Raw genomic sequence first — 21,718 nt, forward strand, 5'->3', positions numbered from 1 at the left:
CGGGCGAGGCCGGAACCGGGTTCAGCCGAGTGGGTTGTCCCCGTTCCGCAGAGTGTCCAGGGCGGGCGCGTACATACGGGCCTTGATGGTGCCGAGCGTGGGGCCCGCCTTGCCGGCCTGGGCCCCGGCGAGCTCCACGGCGGTGCGGCGTACGGCGTCCTCGGCCACCGAGTGGTCGACGAGCCCGGCGGCGAGGGCGTCGTCGCCTCCGTAGCGGCGGGCGGTGACCATGGCCTCGTGCGCGGTGCGCGGCGTCAGCCGGGACTGGATCAGCGCGGACATGCCCGGGGTGAAGGGGATGTTGATGTCGGCCTCGGGCAGGCACCAGTAGCCGCGGTCGGCGCGCATCACCCTGAAGTCGTGGGCCAGGGAGAACATCGCGCCGGCCGCGAAGGTGTGCCCCTGGAGGGCGGCCACGGTGACCAGGGGCAGGGACAGGGTCCGCGCGAACAGCGCGTGGACGCCGACGACGTACTCCTGGTGCTGGTCGGCGTGGGCGAACAGCCAGTCCAGGTCCAGGCCGTTGGAGTAGAACTTGCCGGTGGCGGCGGTCACCAGGGCCCGGGGACCCTCCGCCTTCTCCACCTCGTCCAGGGCCGCGTTCACGGAGGCCAGCCAGTCGGGGTGGAAGCGGTTCTCGCCGTCTCCGAGGTCGAGGACGAAGACGTCGTCCTGGCGGTCGAGTACGGGCATGGTGCCCCCTTCGGGCTGGGTGGCGAGCCTCCGCCGACGCGCGTGGGCGGGCCGAGCCTCGACCATGAAGCTACTTGTCGGTAACTTATGACACGGGGCATAGGGCCTGCAAGAGGTCCGCGAAACGCGTTGCCGATACGCCTGTCGGGGTGGTCCGCCGAAACGCGTTGTCGATACGGCCTGTTGGGGCGGTCCGTCGAAACGCGCCACGCGTAGTGGCCGGTTTCGGTCTCCACCCTGTGGGAGCGCTTCCACGACAGTCATGACCATGCCATGCGACCGGCCCCGTCGCGTGGTGTCGCTGCGCCGTGCCATCCCCCAGTCGTGATCCGGAAGGGACCGACATGTCCGCCACAGGCAGCAACACCGTCAGGAGACCGTCGCGTTCGGGGCTCGCAGTGCTCTTCGGAGCGCTCGTGTCCCTGCTCGCCGCGATGCTCCTGAGTGCCCCCGGAGCCGCCGCTCGCGAAAGCGCCGAAGCGGCTCCCACCGCGGCTCCCACCGCGGCTCCCACCGCGGCGCTCACCGAGGTCACCAACTTCGGCAGCAACCCCAGCAACCTGCAGATGTACCTCTATGTACCGGACAGCGTCACCGCGAACCCCGCGGTCGTGGTGGCCGTCCACTACTGCACGGGATCAGGCCCGGCGATGTACTCCGGCACCGAGTACGCCTCCCTCGCCGACCGCTACGGCTTCATCGTCGTCTACCCGTCGGTCACCCGCGCCAGCAAGTGCTTCGACGTCGCCTCGCCCCAGGCGCTGAAGCGGGGCGGCGGCAGCGACCCCGTCGGCATCAAGTCGATGGTCGACTGGGTCACCCGCACCTACTCCGCCGACACCGGCCGGATCTTCGCCACCGGCATCTCCTCCGGCGCGATGATGACGAACGTCCTGCTGGGCGACTATCCGGACGTGTTCGCGGCGGGTGCCGCGTTCTCCGGCGTGCCGTTCGCGTGCTTCGCCACCACCAACGGCTCCGAGTGGAACAGCGAGTGCTCCGGCGGCAACTCGATCCACACCCCGCAGGAATGGGGCGACCTGGTCCGCAACGCCTACCCCGGCTACACCGGCCCCAGGCCGCGCATGCAGATCTGGCACGGCACCGAGGACGACGTGCTGCGCTACCCCAACTTCGGTGAGCAGATCAAGCAGTGGACCAACGTGCTGGGCGTCAGCCAGACCCCGGCCGCCACCGACTCACCCCAGTCCGGCTGGACCCGCACCCGCTACGGCGCCACCGGCGACCGGGCCCCCGTCGAGGCGATCAGCCTCCAGGGCGTGGGCCACAACCTGTACTCCAACGGCATGGCGGCCCGGGCCCTCACCTTCTTCGGCCTGGACAGCTCGGGACCCGCGCCCCAACCCCAGCCGGGCGCCTGCAAGGTGACCGCCACGACCAGTGCCTGGAGCACGGGGCTGACCGGCTCCGTGACGATCACCAACACCGGCACCACACGCATCGACGGCTGGAAACTGGGCTTCACCCTGCCGTCCGGGCAGAGCATCACCAACGGCTGGGGTGCCACGTACGCCCCGGCGAGCGGCGCGGTGACCGCCACCAACGCCGCGTACAACGGCACGATCGCGGCGAACGCGAGCGTCAGCATCGGATACCAGGCGAACCACACCGGGAACAGCGCGCGCCCCGGCACCTTCACCCTCAACGGGACGACCTGCACCAGCAGTTGAGGGCCCGTCTCCCCATCCGAGAGTTGCTGACGTCCCGTCATGTCCTGGTGGCCGGTGAGGAGTTCCCGGCCGCCGGGGCCCGCATTCCGCTCCAGAAGCAGAAGTCCAGCAGTCCAGAAGTCCAGAAGTCCAGAAGTCCAGCAGCCCGGCAGTCCAGAAGGAGAAGCCGCGCCCGTGAAACCGTCGACATCCGCGAAGTCGCCGTCCTCCGTGAAGCCGCCGTCCATCGTGAAACCGCCGAGAGGACCGGCCTCGTCCAGAACGCCGTCGTTCTCCCATCTGATCACCACCTGCGTACTGGCCCTTGCCCTCCTCGTGACGGCCTCCGCGGTAGTGGCCCTCGCCAAGGGTCCACGGCCCGCGGACCGTGCCGCCGCTCCGGCCGCGTCCTCCGCCCGGCACTGGGTCAACACCTGGACCGCGATGCCGCAGCTCACCGAGCCCGGCAACATGCCGCCTCCGCCGTTCACCGAGGACCGTGCCGTCCTGGTCGACACGACCCTGCGGCAGACCGTGCGCGTCTCGACCGGCGGCGGACGCGTGCGGTTGCGGTTCTCCAACGCCTTCGGCGACACCCCGCTGCCCCTGACCGCGGTGACCGTGGCCCTTCCGCTCGACGGCCGGGCCGGTGTCAGCGCGGTCGAACCGGGTTCACTGCGACAGGTGACGTTCTCCGGACGGGCGTCGGCGACCGTGCCCGTCGGGGCCCAACTCGTCTCCGACCCACTGGACTTCGGCCTGCGGCCGGGCTCGAACCTGACCGTGACCGCCTACCTCGCCGAGGGCCAGCCCTCCCGCGCGCTCACCTCGCATCCCGGATCGCGCACCACCTCGTACCTCCAGAAGGCCGACCACACCCGGGACCCGGACCTCCCGCAGGCCACCGCCGTCAACCACTGGTACCTGCTCAGCGACGTCGAGGTGCTCTCCGGTCCCGACGCTGCTGCGGTCGCCGTCGTGGGCGACTCGCTGACCGACGGCCGCGGCTCCACCACCAACGGCAACGACCGGTGGACCGACCGCTTCCTGGACCGGCTGCGCGCGCACCCCGCGACCGACGAGGTCGCGGTCCTCAACCAGGCCGCCGGAGGCAACCGCGTCCTCAACGACGGCCTCGGCCCCAACGTCCTCGCCCGGCTCGACCGGGACGTCCTGTCCCGCAGCGGAGTCTCCTGGCTGGTCCTCTTCGAAGGGGTCAACGACATCGGCACCGCCGCCGCCACACCCGCGGCCCAGCGCGACGTCACGGCCGAACTGATCGCCGCGTACGAACAGATCGTCGTCCGGGCGCACGCGCAGGGCATCCGCGTGTACGGGGCCACGCTGACCCCGTTCGGCGGCAACACGATGTACGACGATCCCGCCGGGCATCGCGAGGCGTCCCGGCAGGAGATCAACACCTGGATCCGTACGAGTGGACGGTTCGACGCGGTCGTCGACTTCGACCGTGCCGTACGCGACCCGCAGGACCCGCGGCGCCTGCGGCCCACGCTGCACGACGGGGACTGGCTGCATCTCAACCCCGAGGGTTACCGGACCCTGGCGGCGGCGGTGCCCCTGCGGCTCTTCCACGGCCGGGCGGGCTGACCGGGTCCGCTCCCGTCCGAAGGCCCGGACGCTCCGCCGATCCCGCACTGCGGCTTCTCGGCGTCCCGGCCTTCGGTCACGCGGGCTTCTCGGCGTCCCTGCCTTCGGCCACGCGGCCTTAGGTCACGCGGCCTTCGGTCAGGCGGGCTTTTCGGCGGTGTGTCCCTCGGTGCCCGGGTCCGGCGGTACCGGCAGCAGGTCGTGCAGCTGTGTGTACCGCTGGGCGCAGGCCGTCTGCGCGATGGCCTGCGAGACGGCGTCGGCCAGCGGACCCGTGGACTCGCTCAGCAGGCGGCGGGCCTTGTCCGTGAGGGCCACCTCGATGCCGCGCCGGTCGCCGCACGCCGCGTTCTTGGTGATCAGCCCGGCGTGCTGCAGACAGGCCACCTGATAGGTCAGCCGGGTCTTCGGGCGGCCCAGCAGCTCGGCGATCCGGGTCATCCGCAAGCTGGCGCCGGGCTGGTCGGCCAGCAGGCACAGGACCAGGAACTCGTCGTGCGAGACGCCCATGACGTCCTTCACGCGGGACCGCAGCAGCTGCTCGATCGCCCCGGCCGCGGCCAACAGGCGCATCCAGGACCGCAGTTCGGCCGGCAGCAGCCCGGCGTCACCCGTCGGCTCGTGTTCGGGCTGGTCAGCAGGGTCGGAAGAGGCGGCCATAGTCACCCAGTCTACCCATTGTTCAAATTTGGATGATGAGCTAGCGTGTGGTCATCCAAATTTGGATTACTGAGTGCATCGCTCGCAACCACCAGGAGAAGTCCCATGACCGTTGCCGTGGAAACCGGACTGTGGCAGCTCGACCCCGCCCGCTCCACCGTCGCCATCAAGCACCGGACGATGTGGGGCATGGTCACCGTGAAGGGTGCCTTCGGCGGCGTCACCGGCGAGGGCGAGGTCCGGCCGGACGGCACCGCGCGCGGCACGATCACCGTGGACGCGGCGTCCCTGGACACCAAGAACGGCAAGCGGGACGAGCACCTGCGCGGCGGCGACTTCTTCGACGCCGAGCGGCACCCCTCGCTCGTCTTCGCCGTGCGCGACGCCGTGGTCCGCCAGGACGACACGGCCGAGATATCCGGTCAGCTGACCGTCCGCGGCATCAGCCGCCCGCAGTCCGTCACCGCCCGGGTCACCGGAGCGAGCGCCGACGCGGTCACGCTCACCGCGGAGTTCACCGTGGACCGGGACCAGTTCGGCATGGGCTGGAACCAACTGGGCATGATCCGCGGCCTGACCACGGTCACGGCGACGCTCGGCTTCACGCGCACGCCCGCGTAGGGGGCCCGCGCGGGAGGGGCGACAGCGCACTGCACCCGCCGCGGCCAGGCCGACCTGCACCCACCGCCGGCAGGTCGGCCGGCTCCCGCGTCAGGGTGTCGGGCGTTTCCCACGTGTCCCTGCCGCGGGGAGCAGGGCCGTGACCTCCCAGCCGGTGTCCGGGCGTGGCCCGGTGCGCAGTGCACCGCCGAGCGCGGTGACGCGTTCGGTGAGGCCGACGATCCCGAAGCCGCCGCCACGGGCCGCGTGCGGCATCTGTGTGCCGCCCCGGCCGTCGTCGCGCACCAGCACCCGCAGGGTGCCCTCCGCGTAGGTCAGACGGACCGTGACCTCGGTGGCGTCGGCCGCGTGGCGGCGTACGTTCGTCAGCGCCTCCTGGACGACCCGGTGCGCGGCGGCCTGCACTTCGTGGGGCAGGCCGTCGGGCACCGAGGGGTCGCGGTCCAGCAGCGCCCGGGGCCCGGCCGGACCGCCGAACCTCTCGACCAGTTCGGCGAGCGCCGCCAGGTCGCCCGAGGGGTGGAGACCGGCGGTCTCCGGCCCGGTGTTCGCCGGCCCGCCGCCATCCGGTCCGCCGCCGTCCGGTCCGGCGCTCTCCGGTCCAACGGCCGGGTGCGGGGCCTCGCGCAGGATGCCGACCGTACGGCGCATCGAGGCGAGGGCCTCGGTGGCGGCGTTCTGGATGCCCGCCAGGACCGGGTCCAGGTTCTCGGGCTCGGTGGCGACCATCATGCGGGCCACCTGGGTCTGGACGAGGATGCCGGTGACGTGGTGGGCGACGAAGTCGTGCAGGTCGGCGGCCATGGCGAGGCGTTCGGAACGGCGGATCTCGGTGACCGCGACCTCTCTCCGGCGGTCCAGGGTCCGCAGGTAGCCGCCGAGCCCGGCCATGATGCCGACCAGCAGCAGAAGGACCAGCGTGGCCCCGAAGAGGCTCGCCGTGTCGTCGCGGTCGAGGGCGTCCCGGACCATGCGCAGCGGCTGGACCACGACGGCCGTGCCGTCCAGGACGGCACACATGACCGCCCATCGCGGCGGACAGTCGCGCACGGCCACCAGCAGCAGACAGAGCAGGATCGCGATCTCGCCCGGGCCGAACCCGTCCATCCGGCCACTTGGTGCGGCCACGGCGGTCAGTACCAGGGAGACGCCCGCGGGCACGCCCGTACGCACCTGTGGGGTGAGCCACGCGGGCCGGCGGTCGACCGGCCAGAGCAGGGCCGCGAGCCCCAGGGGCAGCACCACGAACAGCGGCCACACGGCGCTGTTCCCCGAGGCCGCGATCAGCAGGTCCGCGAAAGTCAGCAGGACCAGGACGGTGACGCCGACCGCCCGCAGGCAGCTCTGCCGGCGGGAACGGGGCGTGGTGGGGTCGTCGGTCGGACGCGCGAGGTTCACGTCGCTCACCGTACGGAGCGGGGGAGGGCGGGTGGATCGGCCGATCGGCTGACCCGGTGGCCCGCGCGCCCCGGGGACAGTGGCCGTTCGGCCGAGGTGCCGGGGGCGGGGCGGAGGCGAGAGTCGAGGCATGTCGAACACCTCGACGCCAACCCCCCCCCGGCTCCAAGGAGAACCCCATGCAGCGCAAGCACATGATCGTCGTCGGTGCCACGGCCGCCGTCCTCGTCGGCGCGGGCGCCGGAGTGACCTACGCGGTCAGCGGCACCCAGTCGACCACGGGGCTGGACAAGTACTCCAGCGTGACCGTCGACGGCCACAAGGCCCTCAGCGCCGACATCCTCCAGGGCCGTATCGAGTCCAAGTACCAGCCGCTGCCGTGGGTCGGCCGTGACATCGGTGCGGTGTCCTGCCCGAGCGGCCTGAAGGCGGTGACCGGCGCGTCCGTCACCTGCACCGCGAAGACGGCGGACGGCAAGCGCGTGGAGATCCCGGTGCGTGCCGTGGAGGCGACCGGCACGTCGATCACCTGGAAGTTCGAACGCTGAGAAGCGTCCTGACGCCCGGCGAAAATCCGCGAACCGCGAACCGTGAGCCGTGAGCCGCGAGCCGCGAGCCGCGAGCCGCGAGCCGCGAGCCGCGAACCGGGCACGGCGAATTGAGAAGTGAGAAGGGAACGGCACACGATCATGGGCACCGTCCTGTCCGGGCTAGGCCTGGTCAAGAAGTACGCGTCCGCCACGGCACTCGACGGAGTCGACGTCGAGGTCGGCGAGCGCGAGTCGCTGGCCATCATGGGCCCGTCCGGGTCCGGCAAGTCGACACTCCTGCACACCCTCGCCGGGATCATCCGCCCGGACGCCGGACAGGTCCTGCTGCGGGGCGAGCGAAGCGAGACGGGGGTCCCCCAGGCCGAAGGCTGGGGGCGCATCGACACCTTGGGCGAGAACCGGCTCAGCGCGCTGCGTCGGCGGCGGTTCGGCTTCGTCTTCCAGTTCGGCCAACTGCTGCCGGAGCTGCCCGCCGAGGAGAACATCGCCCTGCCGCTGATGCTGGAGGGCGTACCGCGCAAGCAGGCCGTCGCCCGGGCCCGGCGCTGGTTCGCCCCGCTCGGCCTGGACGGGCTGGAGCAGCGCCGCCCCGGACAGCTGTCCGGCGGACAGGCCCAGCGGGTCGCCACCGCCCGCGCGCTGGCCGTCGAGCCGGACGTGGTCTTCGCCGACGAGCCGACCGGCGCCCTGGACCAGACCACCGGCGAGGAAGTCGTCCGGCTGCTCACCCGGGTCACCCGCGAACAGGGTGCGTCGCTGGTCATGGTCACGCATGACGCGGATGTCGCCGCCCACTGCGACCGGGTCCTCCAGGTCCGCGACGGCCGGGTCCTCGGGTACAGCCAGTACACGGTGACCCCCTGACCGAGAGCCCCGCCGCCCACCCCCGACCCGTACCACCGGAGCCCCGTATGTCCTCCCCCCTCCTGCCCCTGACCTGGCATCTCGCCCGCCGTTCCGGCCGCCGCGGACTGCAGTCCCATCTGCTGGCCGCCGGAGCCGCCGCCGTCAGCGCCCTGGTGCTGCTGGTCCTGCTCGCCGCGTGGTCCGGGGCCGGCACACGGGCCGACCGCACCGACTGGCGGACACCGCAGCCCGACAGGAACGGGACCGCCGTCCAGACCCTGTCCACCACCTTCGTACGCGGCGAACCCGTCACCGTCGTCGACCTCGCCCAGCTGCCGGGCCGTAAGGCCACCCCCGCGCCACCGGGAGTGGCCGCCTTCCCCGAACCGGGCCAGGTCTACCTCTCGCCCGCCCTCGCCGAGCTGGTGCACGGGCTGCCCCGCAACCAGCTCGCCGACCGGTTTCCCGAGCCCCGGGAGTACGGGACGGTCGGTGCCGCCGGACTGGCCGCCCCCGGCGAACTCCTCGCCGTGATCGGCCGGGCTCCCTCGGACCCGGCGGTGTCCGGGGCCGCGGGTCAGCCGGTGATGGACTCCGGGCTCGCCGACCGCGCGGTCGTCTCCGGCTTCTCCGGCACCGCCCCGAGCGTGTTCACCGCACAGGACCGGTCCACGGTGCTGATCGGCATCGGCCTGCTCGTCGTGCCGGTGATCGTGCTGGCCTCCGCCGCCGGGCGGCTCGGCGCCGCCCGCCGCGAACAGCGCCTCGCCGCGCTGCGGCTGGCCGGGGCGACACCCCGGCAGATCCTCGCGATGACCGGCGCCGAGGCGGCGGCCGTCGGCGCGGTGGGCGCGGCCACCGGGGCCCTCGCCTACGCGGCGCTGCTGCCCGCCCTGGCCGGCCTGCCGTTCGGTATCGGCACCTGGTTCACCGCGGACCTGTGGGTCGGCGTGGCCGGGGCGGCCGCCGTGGTCGCGGGGGTGGCCTCGCTCACCGCCCTCAGCGCCGTCAGCGCGCTGCGCGAGGTGGTGCGTTCGCCTCTCGGTGTCGCCCAGCAGTCCGACCCGCGGCGCACCCGCATGATCCGCCTGGTCCTCTTCGCCGGCCTCGTGCTGTACGTCGTCGTCACGGCACGGGACGGCGGCCTGAAGATCTCCCAGCAGGTCGCGCTGCTGATCCTCTTCTACGGGGCCTTCTGGATCGTCGGCCCGTGGGCGACCGACCGGATCGGCAGGGTGCTGGGCCGGTTCGCCCGCAGGCCCGCCACCCTGCTGGCCGCGCGCAGGCTCAGCGACGACCCGCGCGGAGCCTGGCGCACCGTCAGCGGCCTGGTCCTGGCGGGCTTCGTGGCCGGGTTCTTCTCCGTCGCGCACCTGAGCTTCGACACCTTCGAGCACCCGGACCAGGTCGCCGTCGCCGCCCCGGACGGGGCACATGGGCGGGCCGCCGTACGGCAGAGCGCGGACCGGGCCCGCGAGCTGCTCAAGGACGCCGGGGTGCCCGCCACCGTCCAGGCCCTCACCGGGGCCCGGTCCGACGAGTCACTGCTGCTGGGCGGACCGGGTGTCCTGGTCCGGATCTCCGGAAGCGACCCGGCACGGCTCGACGCCGCCACGACCGCGCTGGCGCCGCTGAACCCCGCCTCACCTCCGTACACCGACAAGAGCCTCACCGCGGTGGACGATCTCGTACAGGACCAGCTGCGGGGCCTGAGCCTCGCGTCGATGGCGGTGAGCTTCGTCGTCGCCACCGCCTCCGCCGGCCTCACGGCCGCGGCGAACGTCCTGGACCGCCGCCGCGTCTACGGCCTGCTCCGACTGGCCGGTACGCCGCTCCGGGTACTGGACCGGGCCAGGGTCCGGGAGACCGTGGTCCCGCTCGTCCTCCTCGCCGGAACCATGACGGGGTGCGGTGTGTACGCGGCGGTGAAGCTGAACGAGGCCGGCGGCACCACGCTCGACGCGACCGGCGCGCTGCAACTGGGGCTCTGCGCCCTGCTCGGCGCGGCCGCGATGTTCACGGCGATCGGGGCCAGCCGCCCGCTGCTCCGCGCGGTCACCGACAACCCGTCCCAGCAGCCGGACTGACCCCCGCCGCAAGCGCCGAGGGGAGGCGGCCCTTGAGCGCGCGGCTCCGGCCCGGCTCATGGCTGCCCGGCACTGGCCCGGCTCGGGTCCGGCTCCCCCCAGCACCGGCCCAGCACCGGCCCAGCACCGGCCCGGCTCATAACCTCCGGCCCCCGGCACGCACCCCAAGCCCCAAGCCCCGAGCGGGGCGCGGGGCGCGGGGTGCGGGGTGCGCGGCGGGGGCCGGGGCGCGGGGTGCGGGGTGCGGGGTGCGAGGCGAGTCCAGGGCGAGGCGCACCAGCGCCCCGAGCGGAGTACGCCCGAGCCCCGAGCGGGGTACGCCCGAGCCCCGCACCCCCCCCCGCCGGGCGCACCCCGTCCAGGCCTCTCTCCCGTTCCGTCCTTCACGTCAGGCAAGATGCGCCCATGACCGACCGCACCCCGATCCGTGTCCTGATCGCCGATGACCAGGACATGGTCCGTACGGGATTCCGCTTCTTCCTCGACGCGCAGCCCGACATCACGGTGGTCGCCGAGGCCTCCGACGGCGAGGAGGCCGTGGCGCTGGCCCGGCGGCTACGGCCCGACGTGTGCCTCCTGGACATCCGTATGCCCAAGCTGGACGGGCTGGAGGCCACCCGTCTGCTGGCGGGGCCGGGCGTCCCCGACCCGATGCGGGTCGTCGTGGTCACCACCTTCGACCTCGACGAGTACGTCTACGGCGCCCTGAACGGCGGAGCCTGCGGCTTTCTCCTCAAGGACTCCGGGCCGGTCCTCCTCGCCGAGGCCGTCCGGGCCGCGGCCGTCGGCGACTCGCTGGTGTCCCCGTCCGTCACCGTGCGCCTGCTCAAGCACGTCACGGCCACCCGGGCACCGGCGCCGTCACCCCTCGCGTCCGCGCCCGCGCAGCCCCAGGAACCCTTGACCGAGAGGGAGTTGGACGTCGTGCGGCTGGTGGCCCTGGGACACACCAACGCCGAGATCGCCGCGTCTCTGTTCGTCTCCCTCTCGACGGTGAAGACGCACCTCACCAGCGTCCAGCACAAGCTGCCGGCCCGGAACCGCGTGGAGATCGCCGCCTGGGCCTGGCGTACCGGGCACGCGGACGGCCTGTCGTAGCGGACGGGAAGCACCCCCGGAGCCCTACATGTAAATGGGATCCATTTTCATGTAGCGTGTGGGTCGCTCACCCGGCCGGGGGAGCGACCGGACCAGGAGCGTGACATGACCGTCCCCGCGACCACTCAGAACCCTGACCGCGACGGGGGCGGCGGCGCGGGCCCCGACACCCGGCTCCCGGTGACCGTGCTCTCCGGGTTTCTCGGGGCGGGCAAGACCACCCTCCTCAACCACGTCCTCGGCAACCGCGAAGGGCTGCGCGTCGCCGTCATCGTCAACGACATGAGTGAGATCAACATCGACGCCGCGCTGGTCCGCGGCGGCGAGGCCGCCCTCTCGCGCACCGAGGAACGGCTGGTCGAGATGACCAACGGCTGCATCTGCTGCACCCTGCGCGACGACCTGCTGGAGGAGATCGACCGGCTGGCCCGCGAGGACCGCTTCGACCACCTGCTCATCGAGTCGAGTGGCATCTCGGAACCACTGCCCGTCGCCGCCACCTTCGCCTTTCCGCGCGACGACGGGGCCACGCTCGGCGACCTGGCCCGCCTCGACACCATGGTCACCGTGGTCGACGCAGTGAACTTCCTCCCGGAGCTCGCGGCAGGGGACGAGCTCGCCGAGCGCGGGCTCGCCCCGTTCGAGGACGACGAGCGGACCGTCAGTGATCTGCTCGTGGACCAGGTCGAGTTCGCCGACGTCATCGTCCTCAACAAGCTCGACCTCGTCGACACGGAGACCGCCGACGAGCTACGGGCCGCGCTGACCCGCCTCAACCCAATGGCCCGTGTCCTTACGGCCACACTGGGCCGCGTGGACCTGACGGAGGTGCTCGGCACGGGACTGTTCGACCTGGAGCGGGCCCAGCAGGCGCCGGGCTGGGTCATGGAGCTCAACGGCGAACACGTGCCGGAGACCGAGGAGTACAACATCTCCAGCACGGTCTTCCGTTCCGAACTGCCCTTCCATCCGGGCCGGTTGTGGACGTTCGTCACCGAGGAACTCGACAGCGGGGCCTTCGGCCGGGTCCTGCGCTCGAAGGGGTTCTTCCGGCTGGCCGGCCGTCCGTACGTGACAGGCCTCTGGTCGCAGGCCGGCTCCGTCGCCCGCTTCGAACCGTCGGCGGCCGAGGACCCCGAGGCCGTCCAGGGGCAGGAGCTGGTCTTCATCGGCGTCGGACTGCGCGCCGAGCCCCTGCGCGCGGCGCTGACGAAGTGCCTCCTGACCCAGGCCGAACGCCCGCCGTACGACGACCCGTTCCCCACCTGGGACACCGCGGGTATCGACGACACCTGCGAACACGAACATGAACATGCGGCCGCCTCCTGAGGGGTGAGGCGGGGGCGAGGGGCCCACACCCCTCAGGAGCGGGCCGTCACGGCTCCAGCGAGCGGTCGGTCACCCGTGCCAGGTGCGTCGTGAAAACCTCGCGGGCCTCCGGTGTCAGCGTCCGCAGCGCGACCGCAGCCGTGATGATCACGTCGCACAGCTCGGACCGGACGTCGTCCCAGGTGTGCGACGTGCCCTTGCGAGGGTTCTGCCCGGTGACACCGATCACCGCCTCGGCGACCTCGCCGACCTCCTCCGAAAGCTTCAACATCCGCAGCAGAAGGGCCTCTTGAGGAGGCCGGGACGGCTGGGAGCTCACCAGCCAGTCCTGGAGACGGTCGATGGACTCCCAGAGATCGTCGTCGCTCATGGCGATCAGCCTGCCATGAGCCGCTGACAGGCCGGTCCGGTCCGGTCCGGTTCGGCCATGGGTACGGGGCACGGACCCGGGGCGGGCCCAGGAGTTGCCAGCCGCTGACCGCCGGCCGCTGACCGCCGGTCGCCGGTCGCGCCCGTCCTACGACCCGTACGCCACGCCCTCCTCGTCGAACAACTCCCCCTGCTGGCCCTCCTTCTCGTCGCGCACCCGCTTGTAGCGGGCGCCGACCACGGCCAGCGTCGCCGCGGCCGTCCCGGCGAGGGCGACCGGCACCATCCAGCCGCGGTCGACCCGGTGCCCGAGGACATGGTCCAGGGAAAGCCGCCCGGGGCCCGTGACGGCCAGGCCCGCCGCCGCGAGTCCGAGCGACGCCGCGTGCTCGTAGCCGCCGCTCTGGGCGAAGAAGCCGTTCGGCGCGTGCACCGCGGAGGCTCCCGCCATCGCCCCCGCCGCGGCCGCTCCGGCCGCCGGGGTCGCGAGGCCCAGCGCGAGCAGTGTGCCGCCGCCCGCCTCCGCCAGGCCCGCCGCAGCAGCGCTCGCCCTGCCGGGCGCGTACCCCACGGACTCCATGAACTCGCCGGTGCCGGAGATCCCGCCACCGCCGAACCAGCCGAAGAGCTTCTGTGCCCCGTGCGCCGCGAGTACTCCGCCCGTACCGAGGCGGAGCAGCAGCAGTCCCAGATCACGTCGGTCGAAAGAGGTCACGGTTCGCGTCACTCCTCGCACATCCACACTCGAACGGTCGCTTCGGTCTCGTACGCGCCTGCCCACCGTCGCACCGAACACTCACCCGGGTCCCGGCCCGCGCCGCCGTTCGGGTGGCGGGGGCGCCGGGGCGGTGTGAGTCTGGCGGACATGACGATTCAGGTTGCCAGGCTGAGCCACCCCGCCGTCCGGGACTTCGTCAGTGCCGTGAACGCCCACGACCGCGACGCCCTCCGGGCCGTCCTCGCGTCCGGCGCGACGATGTCCGACGACGGCTCGGAGCGTGACCTCGACGACTGGACCGCGCGGGAGATCTTCGACTCGCACGGTCACATGGAGGTCGACAACGAGGCGGACGGCGGCCTCGCCCTCCTCGCCCGCTACAGCAACGACGCCTGGGGCGAGATGCGGACGAGGTGGAGTTTCACGGTCGACGACGGCGGCAGGATCACCCACTTCGCGACCGGCCAGGCGTAGCCCTCCACGCCCGGCCCACCCGAGCAGCCAACCCGGCCCACTCCGAGGAGCCAACCCGGCCCACCCCGAGGAGCTACCCGCGGCCCACATAGGGCATCGCGGTGGCGAGCACCGTCGCGAACTGCACGTTCGCCTCCAGGGGCAGTTCCGCCATGTGCCGCACCGTGCGGGCCACGTCGGCGACGTCCATCACGGGCTCGGGCGCCGTCTCCCCGTTCGCCTGAAGCGCTCCCGTCTGCATGCGCTCGGTCATGTCGGTCGCCGCGTTGCCGATGTCGATCTGGCCGCAGGCGATCCCGTACGAACGGCCGTCCAGGGACAGTGACTTGGTGAGGCCCGTCAGCGCGTGCTTCGTCGCCGTGTACGCAGCCGAGTGCGGGCGCGGCGTGTGCGCCGAGATCGAGCCATTGTTGATGATCCTTCCGCCCTGCGGATCCTGCTCCTTCATCTGCCGGAACGCCGCCTGCGCACACAGGAACGCCCCGTCCAGATTCGTGCCGACCACGTGACGCCAGGCGTCGTACGGCAGTTCCTCGAACGGCACGCCCCCGGGGCCGAACGTGCCGGCGTTGTTGAAGAGCAGGTCCAGCCGCCCGAAGCGGTCCCGTGCGGCGGCGAAGAGCGCGGCCACCTCCTCGGGCCGCGCCACATCGGTGCGCACACACAGGGACGTGCTGTCCTGCCCCGACGGCTCCCCGCCGAGGGCCGCCCGCGCGAGCTCCGCCGTCTCCTCCAGCCGCTCCGCGCGGCGGCCGGCCAGCGTCACCGACCAGCCGGTCCGCAGTAGTTCGACGGCCACGGCACGGCCGATGCCCGAGCCCGCGCCTGTCACGATCGCGATCTTCGTCCGATTGGCGTTCATGGCCCCGCAGGGTACGGGAGGGCATCCGACGGCGACGGTCCGACATTCGGTACTCATCCGTCCGACATCCGACTGTTGTGTCCGCGACAGTCCACAGTTGACCCTGACCACTCCAATAACTGGTACAACAACTGTCAGGGGAGAGCCAGATGACAGCCTCAGGTCACCGGCGAACGAACGAGCACGCTCCCGAACTGCGGGCCGCAGCCCGCCACTTCGGGCGCCGCCGCTTCCTCACCGTCACCGGCGCGGCCGCCGCGCTCGCCTTCGCCACGAACCTGCCGACCGCGGGTGTGGCGGGCGCCGCCGAGCTCGACGCGGCGAAGATCACCGAGAACCCCTTCACCCTCGGCGTCGCCTCCGGCGACCCGCAGGCCCACTCCGTGCTGCTGTGGACCCGGCTCGCGCCGACCCCGTACCAGGCCGACTCGGGTCTCCCGCCGGAACGCGTCCTCGTGCGCTGGGAGTTGGCCCGCGACGAGCGGTTCCGTCACGTCATCAGACGTGGCGCGGCCGTCGCCCACCCCGAGTTCCACCACTCCGTGCACGTCGAGGTCGGACACCTCGACTCCGACCGGGTCTTCTACTACCGCTTCCGGGTGGGCAGTTGGATCAGCGAGGTCGGCAGAACGCGCACCGCGCCCTCGTCCCGCGCGGACGTCTCCGAACTGAAGCTGGCCGCGGTCTCCTGCCAGGCCTACCACGACGGGTACTTCACCGCGTTCGGCCATCTCGCCGAGGACGACGTCGACGTGGTCTTCCACGTCGGCGACTACCTCTACGAGTACGCGGTCAACTCCGTTGGCGGCGCCCGCAACTACACCGACCGCGTGCTGCCCGACCTCTTCAACAGGGAGACCATCACCCTGGAGGACTACCGACTGCAGTACGCCCTCTACAAGACCGACCCCGACCTGATAGCCGTGCACGCCAAGCACCCCTTCGTGGTCACCTGGGACGACCACGAGGTCGAGAACAACTACGCGGACGACATACCGGAGAACGCCGTACCGCCGGAGGAGTTCCTGTTGCGCCGCGCCGCCGGCTACCGCGCCTACTGGGAGAACCTGCCGCTGCGCCGCCCGCAGCGGCCCGAGGGCGCCGACATGCAGCTCTACCGCCGCCTGAACTGGGGCCGGCTCGCGCAGTTCGACATCCTCGACACCCGGCAGTACCGCTCGGACCAGGCGTACGGCGACGGAGCCGACGTTCCCGGCCCCGAGACGGACGACCCGTCGCGCACGATCACCGGTGAGACGCAGGAACGCTGGCTGCTCGACGGCTGGCACGCCTCGAAGGCCCTGTGGAACGTACTGCCGCAGCAAGTCATCTTCTCCCAGCGGAAGTTCGACCTGACCGTGCCGTCCAGGGTGTCCATGGACGCGTGGGACGGCTACCGGGCCTCGCGCGCGCGGGTCCTGGCCGGCGCGAAGTCCGCCGGGATCGACAACCTGATGGTGTTCACCGGGGACGTCCACGTCGGGTACGCCTTCGACATCAAGGACGACTTCGACGACCCCGCGTCCAGGACGCTCGGTACGGAGATCGTGACGACCTCCGTCACCAGCGGCCGGGACGGCGCGGAGAAGCCCGCCAACTGGGACACGTACATGCAGGCCAACCCGCATCTGAAGTTCTACAACGGGCGGCGCGGCTACACGACGGTGCGGCTCGGGCGGGAGTCGGCGCGGGCCGACTTCAAGACGGTGGCGGCCGTGACGACGCCGGGGGCGCCGATCGTGACCGCCGCGTCGTTCGTCACCGAGGTGGGTGACCAGGGGCTGAAGCCGGCGTAGGGCTCCGCCGGGGGGCGGGGGACTGCGGTGGTTCGCCGGCCGCGGGGCCGTCGTGGCCGGTCGCGCAGTTCCCCGCGCCCCTGAAGACGAAAGACTGCGCAGTTTCCCGCGCCCCTGAAGGCAAAGGACTGCGCAGTTCCCCGCGCCCCGAGAACTCTTTGGCCGTCAGGCCGGTTCCCCCGGGTAGCGGACGCCCACGTCGTGGCGGACCGCGTCCAGTGTGCGCATGACCGCCAGGGAGCCGTCGAGGGGGACCAGCGGGGACTCGGTCTCGCCCGCGCGCAGACAGCGCATGACCTCGACGGCCTCGTGCTTGAGGCTGGCGCGGGTGCCGTCGGTCGCGCTGGCCGTGAACTCCTCGGGGTCACGGCCGTCGCGGTGCAGCAGGAACCGGTCGGTGTGGAAGAAGCCGTACGGGATGTCGATGCGGCCCTCGGACCCGGTGACGGACGCCGAGGTCGACGTGCCGCCCACCAGGGAGCAGTGCAGCGAAGCGAGCGCGCCGCTCTCCCAGGAGAGCAGCATGCCCGTCTGGAGATCGACGCCCTCCTCCGACAGCATCGCCCGCGCCGTCACCTCGGACGGCTCCCCGAGCAGCAGGTGCGCGAACGACACCGGGTAGACACCGAGGTCGAGGAGGGCGCCGCCGCCCTGTGCCGGATCGCGCAGCCGGTGGGTGGGAGGGAAGGGCCCCGACAGTCCGAAGTCGGCCTGCACCGTGCGGACCTCACCGATCGCCCCCTCGTCGACCAGCGCCTTGAGGCGCCGGATCAGCGGGTTGCAGTACATCCACATGGCCTCCATCAGGAAGCTCCCGCGCTCCTTCGCGAGGCCGACCAGCTCCTCGGCCTCGCGCGAGTTCAGCGTGAACGCCTTCTCGCAGAGCACGTTGCGCCCCGCCTCCAGACACAGCCCGGCCGCCACCCGGTGCGCCGAGTGCGGAGTCGCCACGTACACGACGTCCACGTCCTCGTCCGCCGCGAGGGACTCCCAGTCCCCGTACGCCCGGGGTATCCCGAACCGCTCCGCGAACGTCTTCGCCGACTCCTCGGTGCGCGACGCCACCGCCACCACCTCGGCGTCCGGCAGATCGATCAGATCCGCCGTGAACGCCGCAGCGATCCCACCGGTCGCCAGCACACCCCACCGCACGCGTTCCTCCGCCATCCCAACCCCTCGCTCCGTGAGCACACGACCCGACGGTCGACGACTCGATGGTCTCGACCACCTGTACGAGCTGAGAGCATAGGTGGCGGATTCCACAGACAGGGAGGGGCACATGCCCGAGCGGGGCCGCACCACGCGGGACCAGGACGGCCGGGGGGCACGCATACCGAGCGCGGCGGTCACCGAAGAGAGCACGACCGCCGCCGCGGCGCCGCCGATCCCGCCACCGGGCGCCCGGCGCTCCGTGGGGCTCCTGGTCACGCTCATCCTGGGCGGTCTCACGGCCGTACCGCCGCTGTCCATGGACATGTACCTCCCGGCGCTCCCGGAGGTCACCGACGCCCTGCACGCGTCGGCGGCCACCGTGCAGCTGACCCTCACCGCGTGCCTCGCCGGCATGGCGCTCGGGCAGCTGGTCGTCGGCCCGATGAGCGACAAGTGGGGACGGCGGCGGCCCCTGATCGCCGGCCTGCTCGTCTACATCGCGGCCACCGCCGTGTGCGCCTTCGCGCCCACCATCGAACTCCTCGTCGCCTTCCGGCTGCTCCAGGGCCTCGCGGGCGCCGCCGGGATCGTGATCGCCCGTGCCGTCGTACGCGACCTGTACGACGGCGTGGACATGGCGCGGTTCTTCTCCACGCTGATGCTGATCTCCGGGGTCGCACCGATCATCGCGCCCCTCATCGGCGGGCAGGTCCTGCGGATCACCGACTGGCGGGGCGTCTTCTACATCCTGACCGTCATCGGGATCCTGCTGACCGTCGTCGTCTGGCGGCTGCTGCCCGAGACCCTCCCGCCCGGGCGCCGCCACGCGGGTGGCACCGCCGAGGCCCTGCGCACCATGCGCGGCCTGCTCGCCGACCGCGTCTTCACCGGCTACATGCTCACGGGCGGCTTCGCCTTCGCGGCGCTCTTCGCGTACATCTCCGCGTCGCCGTTCGTGATCCAGGAGATCTACGGAGCCTCCCCGCAGACGTACAGCATCCTCTTCGGCGTCAACTCCGTCGGCCTCGTGATCGTCGGCCAGATCAACGGCAAGATCCTCGTCGGCCGGGTCAGCCTCGACAAGGCACTCGGCGTCGGACTCGCGGTCATCACCGTCGCGTCGGCCGCGCTGCTCCTGATGTCCGTCGGAGCCTTCGGCGAGGTGGGACTGGTCCCCATCGCCGTCGGACTCTTCGTCCTCATGTCGGCGATGAGTCTGTGCATGCCCAACACCAACGCGCTCGCCCTGATGCGCACCCGGCACTCCGCGGGCTCCGCGTCCGCCCTGCTCGGCACCTCCTCGTTCCTCGTCGGCGCGATCGCCACCCCCCTGGTGGGCGTCGCCGGGGAGCACACGGCCGTCCCGATGGCCGTCGTCCAGCTCGCGTGTTCACTGGTGGCCGTCGGCTGCTTCATGGCACTGTGCCGTCCCTGGCGGAATCAGACGGACGCGAAGGGAGCAGGCAGCTGAGCGCACCGCGACTGCGCCCCGGCACGCCGGAACGTGCCGGGCTCGACCCGGAGGAACTCGACCGTCTCGTAAGGGAGTTCCGTCGGCTCACCGACGGGGACCGGCCCTGGGCCGCGGGCGCCGTGCTCGTCGCCGGGCGGGGGCCCGTGATCGCCGTCGAGGAGTCGGCGGGATGGGCCGCACGGTATTCCGCGTACGACGAGGAGACGGACGCCGGCGTGGAGCTGCCGCGCGAAGCGTGGGTTCCGGCGACGGCGCGCACGCCCTTCGACCTGGCGTCCCTCACGAAGCTCTTCACGAGCGTCGCCGCGGTGCAGCAGCTGGAACGCGGCACGCTGGGCATCGACGCCCGGGTGGGGGCGTACCTGCCGGGCTTCACGGCGGCCGCCGAGTACGGCATCACCGTGCGGCACCTGCTCACCCACACCTCCGGGCTGCGGCCCGAGCTCCCGCTGTACGACTGCCCGGACGACCGGGCGCGGCTCGCCATGCTGCGGGCCGAGAAGCCGGTGACGGCCCCCGGCGGCGCGCACACCTACTCGGACCTCAACATGCTGCTCCTCCAGCAGGTCCTGGAACGGATCACCCGGCGCCCGCTGGACGTCCTCGTCAGGGACGGGATCACCCGGCCGCTCGGCATGACCGCCACCGGATTCGGGCCCTGCGCGGGCGCGGCCGCGACGGAGGACCAGCGCCGGCCCTGGGCCAAGGCGGACCGCGGGATGCTGCGGGGCGTGGTCCACGACGAGAACGCGTGGGCACTCGGCGGGGTCGCGGGCCACGCGGGACTCTTCTCGACGGCGGGCGACCTCGCGGTCTTCTGCCGCACCCTGCTGGCGGGCGGCTCCTACGGCACCGCCCGGATCCTCGGCCCCGACTACGTCGAGCTTCTCCTGTCGCCGCCCGGGCTGGGATTCGTCCTCGACGCTCCGTGGTTCATGGGCGCGCTCTCCGGCCACGGAGCCGCCGGCCACACCGGCTTCACGGGTACGTCACTGGTGATGGACCCGGCGACGGACACGTTCCTCGTCCTCCTCGCCAACACCGTCCACCCGCGCCGCCGGCCCCCGGACAACGAACCCCGCGCGGCGGCGGCCACCCGGCTGGCCAGGGCGGTACGGGGAGCGTGAGAGCCGCACCGCTCGGGGACTTCGCGGCCCGGTGCGCGACGCCCGCGGAATTCCGGGCCCGTGGCCCTCGTAGAATTCCCTCGTGACCGCCCCCGTTTCCCCAGCCGAGACCCTGCGCGCGGCCCTCGCGGGGCTGCTCGACGGACTGCCGCCGAAGGTGGCCGCGCAGGCCGTCGACCGGCTGATCGCGAACTACCGGGGGACCACTCCGACGGACGCCCCGATCCTGCGTGACCGCGCGGACGTGGCCGCGTACGCCGCGTACCGGATGCCCGCGACCTTCGAGGCCGTACGGGCCGCGCTGGACGCCTTCGCGGACGCCGCGCCGCAGTGGGTGCCGGGCAGTCACGTCGACGTCGGCGGCGGTACGGGGGCGGCGACCTGGGCCGTGAACGCCACCTGGCCCGAGGAGCGGCCGGTGACCGTGCTCGACTGGGCCGACCCCGCGCTCGCCCTCGGCCGTGAACTCGCCTCGCACAACCCGCTGTTGAAGTCGGCCGAGTGGCACCGCGCCCGGATCGGGGCGGCGCTCGCCATCGGGAGCACCGACCTCGTCACGGTGTCGTACGTCCTCGGCGAGCTGACGGAGGCCGCCCGCATCGCGGTCGTGGACGCGGCGGCGGCCGCCGCCCCGGCCGTCGTGATCATCGAACCCGGCACACCGGACGGCTACCTCCGGATCATCGAGGCACGCGACCGCCTCATCGGCGCAGGCTTCCACATCGCCGCGCCCTGCCCGCACAGCTCGGCCTGCCCCATCGTCGCGGGCGAGGACTGGTGCCACTTCTCGGCCCGGGTCAGCCGGTCCTCCCTGCACCGGCAGGTCAAGGGCGGCTCACTGGCGTACGAGGACGAGAAGTTCAGCTACGTCGCCGCCACGCGCTTCCCGGTGACCCCGGCGCCGTCGCGGGTCGTGCGGCGGCCGCAGATCCGCAAGGGCCAGGTGCTCCTGGACCTGTGCGAGACGCCGGAGCGCCTCGCCCGCTCGACGGTGACGAAGCGCCACGGCCTGCTCTACAAGGCGGCCCGCGACGCGGACTGGGGCGACAGCTGGCCGCCGGCCTAGCGCCTGACAACCCCGGCCGGGCAGTCCGGCAGCCCGGCAGTCCGGCAGCCCGGCGTTCGAACAGCACGGCAGCCCGTCCGGGGCTTCCGCCTCCGGCCGGGCCGCATCTCCCGGCCGTA

The 21,718-nt window shown here is 72.4% G+C and carries 20 protein-coding genes; 13 read left to right on the top strand and 7 right to left on the bottom strand.

Going from position 1 to position 21,718, the window contains the following annotated elements:
* Positions 1 to 21 precede the first annotated feature (21 nt).
* Positions 22 to 693, bottom strand: coding sequence for an enoyl-CoA hydratase-related protein (locus KUF83_RS16870; protein WP_217455509.1), 672 nt, complete (start codon positions 691 to 693; stop codon positions 22 to 24).
* Between the two features lie 344 nt (positions 694 to 1,037).
* Between KUF83_RS16870 and KUF83_RS16875 the strand changes: the two genes are divergently transcribed.
* Both KUF83_RS16875 and KUF83_RS16880 read left to right on the top strand, forming a co-directional pair.
* Complete coding sequence (locus KUF83_RS16875) at positions 1,038 to 2,384, top strand: PHB depolymerase family esterase (RefSeq protein WP_217455510.1); 1,347 nt, start codon at positions 1,038 to 1,040, stop codon at positions 2,382 to 2,384.
* Positions 2,385 to 2,663: 279 nt separating this feature from the next.
* The gene (locus KUF83_RS16880; RefSeq protein WP_254643970.1) at positions 2,664 to 3,971 is read left to right on the top strand and encodes an SGNH/GDSL hydrolase family protein; all 1,308 of its coding nucleotides are present in this window, start codon (positions 2,664 to 2,666) and stop codon (positions 3,969 to 3,971) included.
* A gap of 138 nt (positions 3,972 to 4,109) precedes the next feature.
* Here KUF83_RS16880 and KUF83_RS16885 read toward each other — a convergent pair whose 3' ends face one another.
* On the bottom strand, positions 4,110 to 4,631 hold the full coding sequence (locus KUF83_RS16885; protein ID WP_217455512.1) for a MarR family winged helix-turn-helix transcriptional regulator: 522 nt from the start codon (positions 4,629 to 4,631) through the stop codon (positions 4,110 to 4,112).
* Positions 4,632 to 4,736: 105 nt separating this feature from the next.
* Here KUF83_RS16885 and KUF83_RS16890 point away from each other — a divergent pair, with 105 nt between their 5' ends.
* Positions 4,737 to 5,252: a YceI family protein gene (locus tag KUF83_RS16890; RefSeq protein WP_217455513.1), complete on the top strand. Its 516-nt coding sequence runs from the start codon at positions 4,737 to 4,739 to the stop codon at positions 5,250 to 5,252.
* A 90-nt stretch (positions 5,253 to 5,342) separates the two neighbouring features.
* On the opposite strand, the gene KUF83_RS16895 is transcribed toward KUF83_RS16890, so the two are convergent.
* On the bottom strand, positions 5,343 to 6,650 hold the full coding sequence (locus KUF83_RS16895) for a sensor histidine kinase (RefSeq protein WP_374106080.1): 1,308 nt from the start codon (positions 6,648 to 6,650) through the stop codon (positions 5,343 to 5,345).
* 179 nt (positions 6,651 to 6,829) lie between these two features.
* Here KUF83_RS16895 and KUF83_RS16900 point away from each other — a divergent pair, with 179 nt between their 5' ends.
* From KUF83_RS16900 to KUF83_RS16920, 5 genes are all read left to right on the top strand, one after another.
* Positions 6,830 to 7,198 carry a DUF4333 domain-containing protein gene (locus KUF83_RS16900; protein ID WP_217455515.1) on the top strand — a complete coding sequence of 123 codons (369 nt, stop codon included), beginning with the start codon at positions 6,830 to 6,832 and terminating at the stop codon, positions 7,196 to 7,198.
* A 141-nt stretch (positions 7,199 to 7,339) separates the two neighbouring features.
* The gene (locus KUF83_RS16905; protein WP_217455516.1) at positions 7,340 to 8,065 is read left to right on the top strand and encodes an ABC transporter ATP-binding protein; all 726 of its coding nucleotides are present in this window, start codon (positions 7,340 to 7,342) and stop codon (positions 8,063 to 8,065) included.
* A 47-nt stretch (positions 8,066 to 8,112) separates the two neighbouring features.
* Positions 8,113 to 10,134: an FtsX-like permease family protein gene (locus tag KUF83_RS16910; protein ID WP_217455517.1), complete on the top strand. Its 2,022-nt coding sequence runs from the start codon at positions 8,113 to 8,115 to the stop codon at positions 10,132 to 10,134.
* 405 nt (positions 10,135 to 10,539) lie between these two features.
* Positions 10,540 to 11,232: a response regulator transcription factor gene (locus KUF83_RS16915; protein WP_217455518.1), complete on the top strand. Its 693-nt coding sequence runs from the start codon at positions 10,540 to 10,542 to the stop codon at positions 11,230 to 11,232.
* Positions 11,233 to 11,337: 105 nt separating this feature from the next.
* Positions 11,338 to 12,561, top strand: a complete 1,224-nt coding sequence (locus KUF83_RS16920; protein ID WP_217455519.1) for a GTP-binding protein — start codon at positions 11,338 to 11,340, stop codon at positions 12,559 to 12,561.
* 46 nt (positions 12,562 to 12,607) lie between these two features.
* On the opposite strand, the gene KUF83_RS16925 is transcribed toward KUF83_RS16920, so the two are convergent.
* Positions 12,608 to 12,931: a MazG-like family protein gene (locus KUF83_RS16925; RefSeq protein WP_217455520.1), complete on the bottom strand. Its 324-nt coding sequence runs from the start codon at positions 12,929 to 12,931 to the stop codon at positions 12,608 to 12,610.
* Between the two features lie 147 nt (positions 12,932 to 13,078).
* Positions 13,079 to 13,645 carry a DoxX family membrane protein gene (locus KUF83_RS16930; RefSeq protein ID WP_217455521.1) on the bottom strand — a complete coding sequence of 189 codons (567 nt, stop codon included), beginning with the start codon at positions 13,643 to 13,645 and terminating at the stop codon, positions 13,079 to 13,081.
* Positions 13,646 to 13,795: 150 nt separating this feature from the next.
* Here KUF83_RS16930 and KUF83_RS16935 point away from each other — a divergent pair, with 150 nt between their 5' ends.
* Positions 13,796 to 14,122 (top strand): nuclear transport factor 2 family protein, encoded by a 327-nt coding sequence (locus tag KUF83_RS16935; RefSeq protein ID WP_217455522.1) that lies wholly within the window; start codon positions 13,796 to 13,798, stop codon positions 14,120 to 14,122.
* Between the two features lie 73 nt (positions 14,123 to 14,195).
* Here KUF83_RS16935 and KUF83_RS16940 read toward each other — a convergent pair whose 3' ends face one another.
* A complete protein-coding gene (locus tag KUF83_RS16940) occupies positions 14,196 to 14,984 on the bottom strand; it encodes an SDR family oxidoreductase (RefSeq protein WP_217455523.1) in 789 nt (262 codons plus the stop codon).
* 149 nt (positions 14,985 to 15,133) lie between these two features.
* Between KUF83_RS16940 and KUF83_RS16945 the strand changes: the two genes are divergently transcribed.
* Positions 15,134 to 16,780, top strand: a complete 1,647-nt coding sequence (locus KUF83_RS16945; protein WP_217455524.1) for an alkaline phosphatase — start codon at positions 15,134 to 15,136, stop codon at positions 16,778 to 16,780.
* A 165-nt stretch (positions 16,781 to 16,945) separates the two neighbouring features.
* Here the strand turns inward: KUF83_RS16945 and KUF83_RS16950 are convergent, their stop codons facing one another.
* A complete protein-coding gene (locus KUF83_RS16950) occupies positions 16,946 to 17,947 on the bottom strand; it encodes a Gfo/Idh/MocA family protein (RefSeq protein ID WP_217455525.1) in 1,002 nt (333 codons plus the stop codon).
* 112 nt (positions 17,948 to 18,059) lie between these two features.
* On the opposite strand from KUF83_RS16950, the gene KUF83_RS16955 reads away from it, so the two are divergent.
* From KUF83_RS16955 to KUF83_RS16965, 3 genes are all read left to right on the top strand, one after another.
* Entirely contained in the window at positions 18,060 to 19,403 is a 1,344-nt protein-coding gene (locus KUF83_RS16955; RefSeq protein WP_217455526.1) for a Bcr/CflA family multidrug efflux MFS transporter, read from the top strand.
* On the top strand, positions 19,355 to 20,533 hold the full coding sequence (locus tag KUF83_RS16960) for a serine hydrolase (protein ID WP_217455527.1): 1,179 nt from the start codon (positions 19,355 to 19,357) through the stop codon (positions 20,531 to 20,533). Before KUF83_RS16955 ends, KUF83_RS16960 begins: the two co-directional genes overlap by 49 nt.
* Before the next feature lie 82 nt (positions 20,534 to 20,615).
* Positions 20,616 to 21,599 (top strand): small ribosomal subunit Rsm22 family protein, encoded by a 984-nt coding sequence (locus tag KUF83_RS16965; protein WP_217455528.1) that lies wholly within the window; start codon positions 20,616 to 20,618, stop codon positions 21,597 to 21,599.
* Positions 21,600 to 21,718: the final 119 nt, after the last annotated feature.

This window comes from Streptomyces sp. BV286, from assembly GCF_019090165.1.
Lineage (GTDB): Bacteria > Actinomycetota > Actinomycetes > Streptomycetales > Streptomycetaceae > Streptomyces.

Excerpts from the sequence above, each read along its gene's own strand:
- KUF83_RS16945 (WP_217455524.1), top strand. The coding sequence starts at position 15,134 with ATGACAGCCTCAGGTCACCGGCGAACGAACGAGCACGCTCCCGAACTG.
- KUF83_RS16890 (WP_217455513.1), top strand. The coding sequence starts at position 4,737 with ATGACCGTTGCCGTGGAAACCGGACTGTGGCAGCTCGACCCCGCCCGC.
- KUF83_RS16900 (WP_217455515.1), top strand. The coding sequence starts at position 6,830 with ATGCAGCGCAAGCACATGATCGTCGTCGGTGCCACGGCCGCCGTCCTC.
- KUF83_RS16935 (WP_217455522.1), top strand. The coding sequence starts at position 13,796 with ATGACGATTCAGGTTGCCAGGCTGAGCCACCCCGCCGTCCGGGACTTC.
- KUF83_RS16875 (WP_217455510.1), top strand. The coding sequence starts at position 1,038 with ATGTCCGCCACAGGCAGCAACACCGTCAGGAGACCGTCGCGTTCGGGG.
- KUF83_RS16925 (WP_217455520.1), bottom strand. The coding sequence starts at position 12,931 with ATGAGCGACGACGATCTCTGGGAGTCCATCGACCGTCTCCAGGACTGG.
- KUF83_RS16905 (WP_217455516.1), top strand. The coding sequence starts at position 7,340 with ATGGGCACCGTCCTGTCCGGGCTAGGCCTGGTCAAGAAGTACGCGTCC.
- KUF83_RS16885 (WP_217455512.1), bottom strand. The coding sequence starts at position 4,631 with ATGGCCGCCTCTTCCGACCCTGCTGACCAGCCCGAACACGAGCCGACG.
- KUF83_RS16910 (WP_217455517.1), top strand. The coding sequence starts at position 8,113 with ATGTCCTCCCCCCTCCTGCCCCTGACCTGGCATCTCGCCCGCCGTTCC.
- KUF83_RS16915 (WP_217455518.1), top strand. The coding sequence starts at position 10,540 with ATGACCGACCGCACCCCGATCCGTGTCCTGATCGCCGATGACCAGGAC.
- KUF83_RS16940 (WP_217455523.1), bottom strand. The coding sequence starts at position 14,984 with ATGAACGCCAATCGGACGAAGATCGCGATCGTGACAGGCGCGGGCTCG.
- KUF83_RS16950 (WP_217455525.1), bottom strand. The coding sequence starts at position 17,947 with ATGGCGGAGGAACGCGTGCGGTGGGGTGTGCTGGCGACCGGTGGGATC.
- KUF83_RS16920 (WP_217455519.1), top strand. The coding sequence starts at position 11,338 with ATGACCGTCCCCGCGACCACTCAGAACCCTGACCGCGACGGGGGCGGC.
- KUF83_RS16955 (WP_217455526.1), top strand. The coding sequence starts at position 18,060 with ATGCCCGAGCGGGGCCGCACCACGCGGGACCAGGACGGCCGGGGGGCA.
- KUF83_RS16870 (WP_217455509.1), bottom strand. The coding sequence starts at position 693 with ATGCCCGTACTCGACCGCCAGGACGACGTCTTCGTCCTCGACCTCGGA.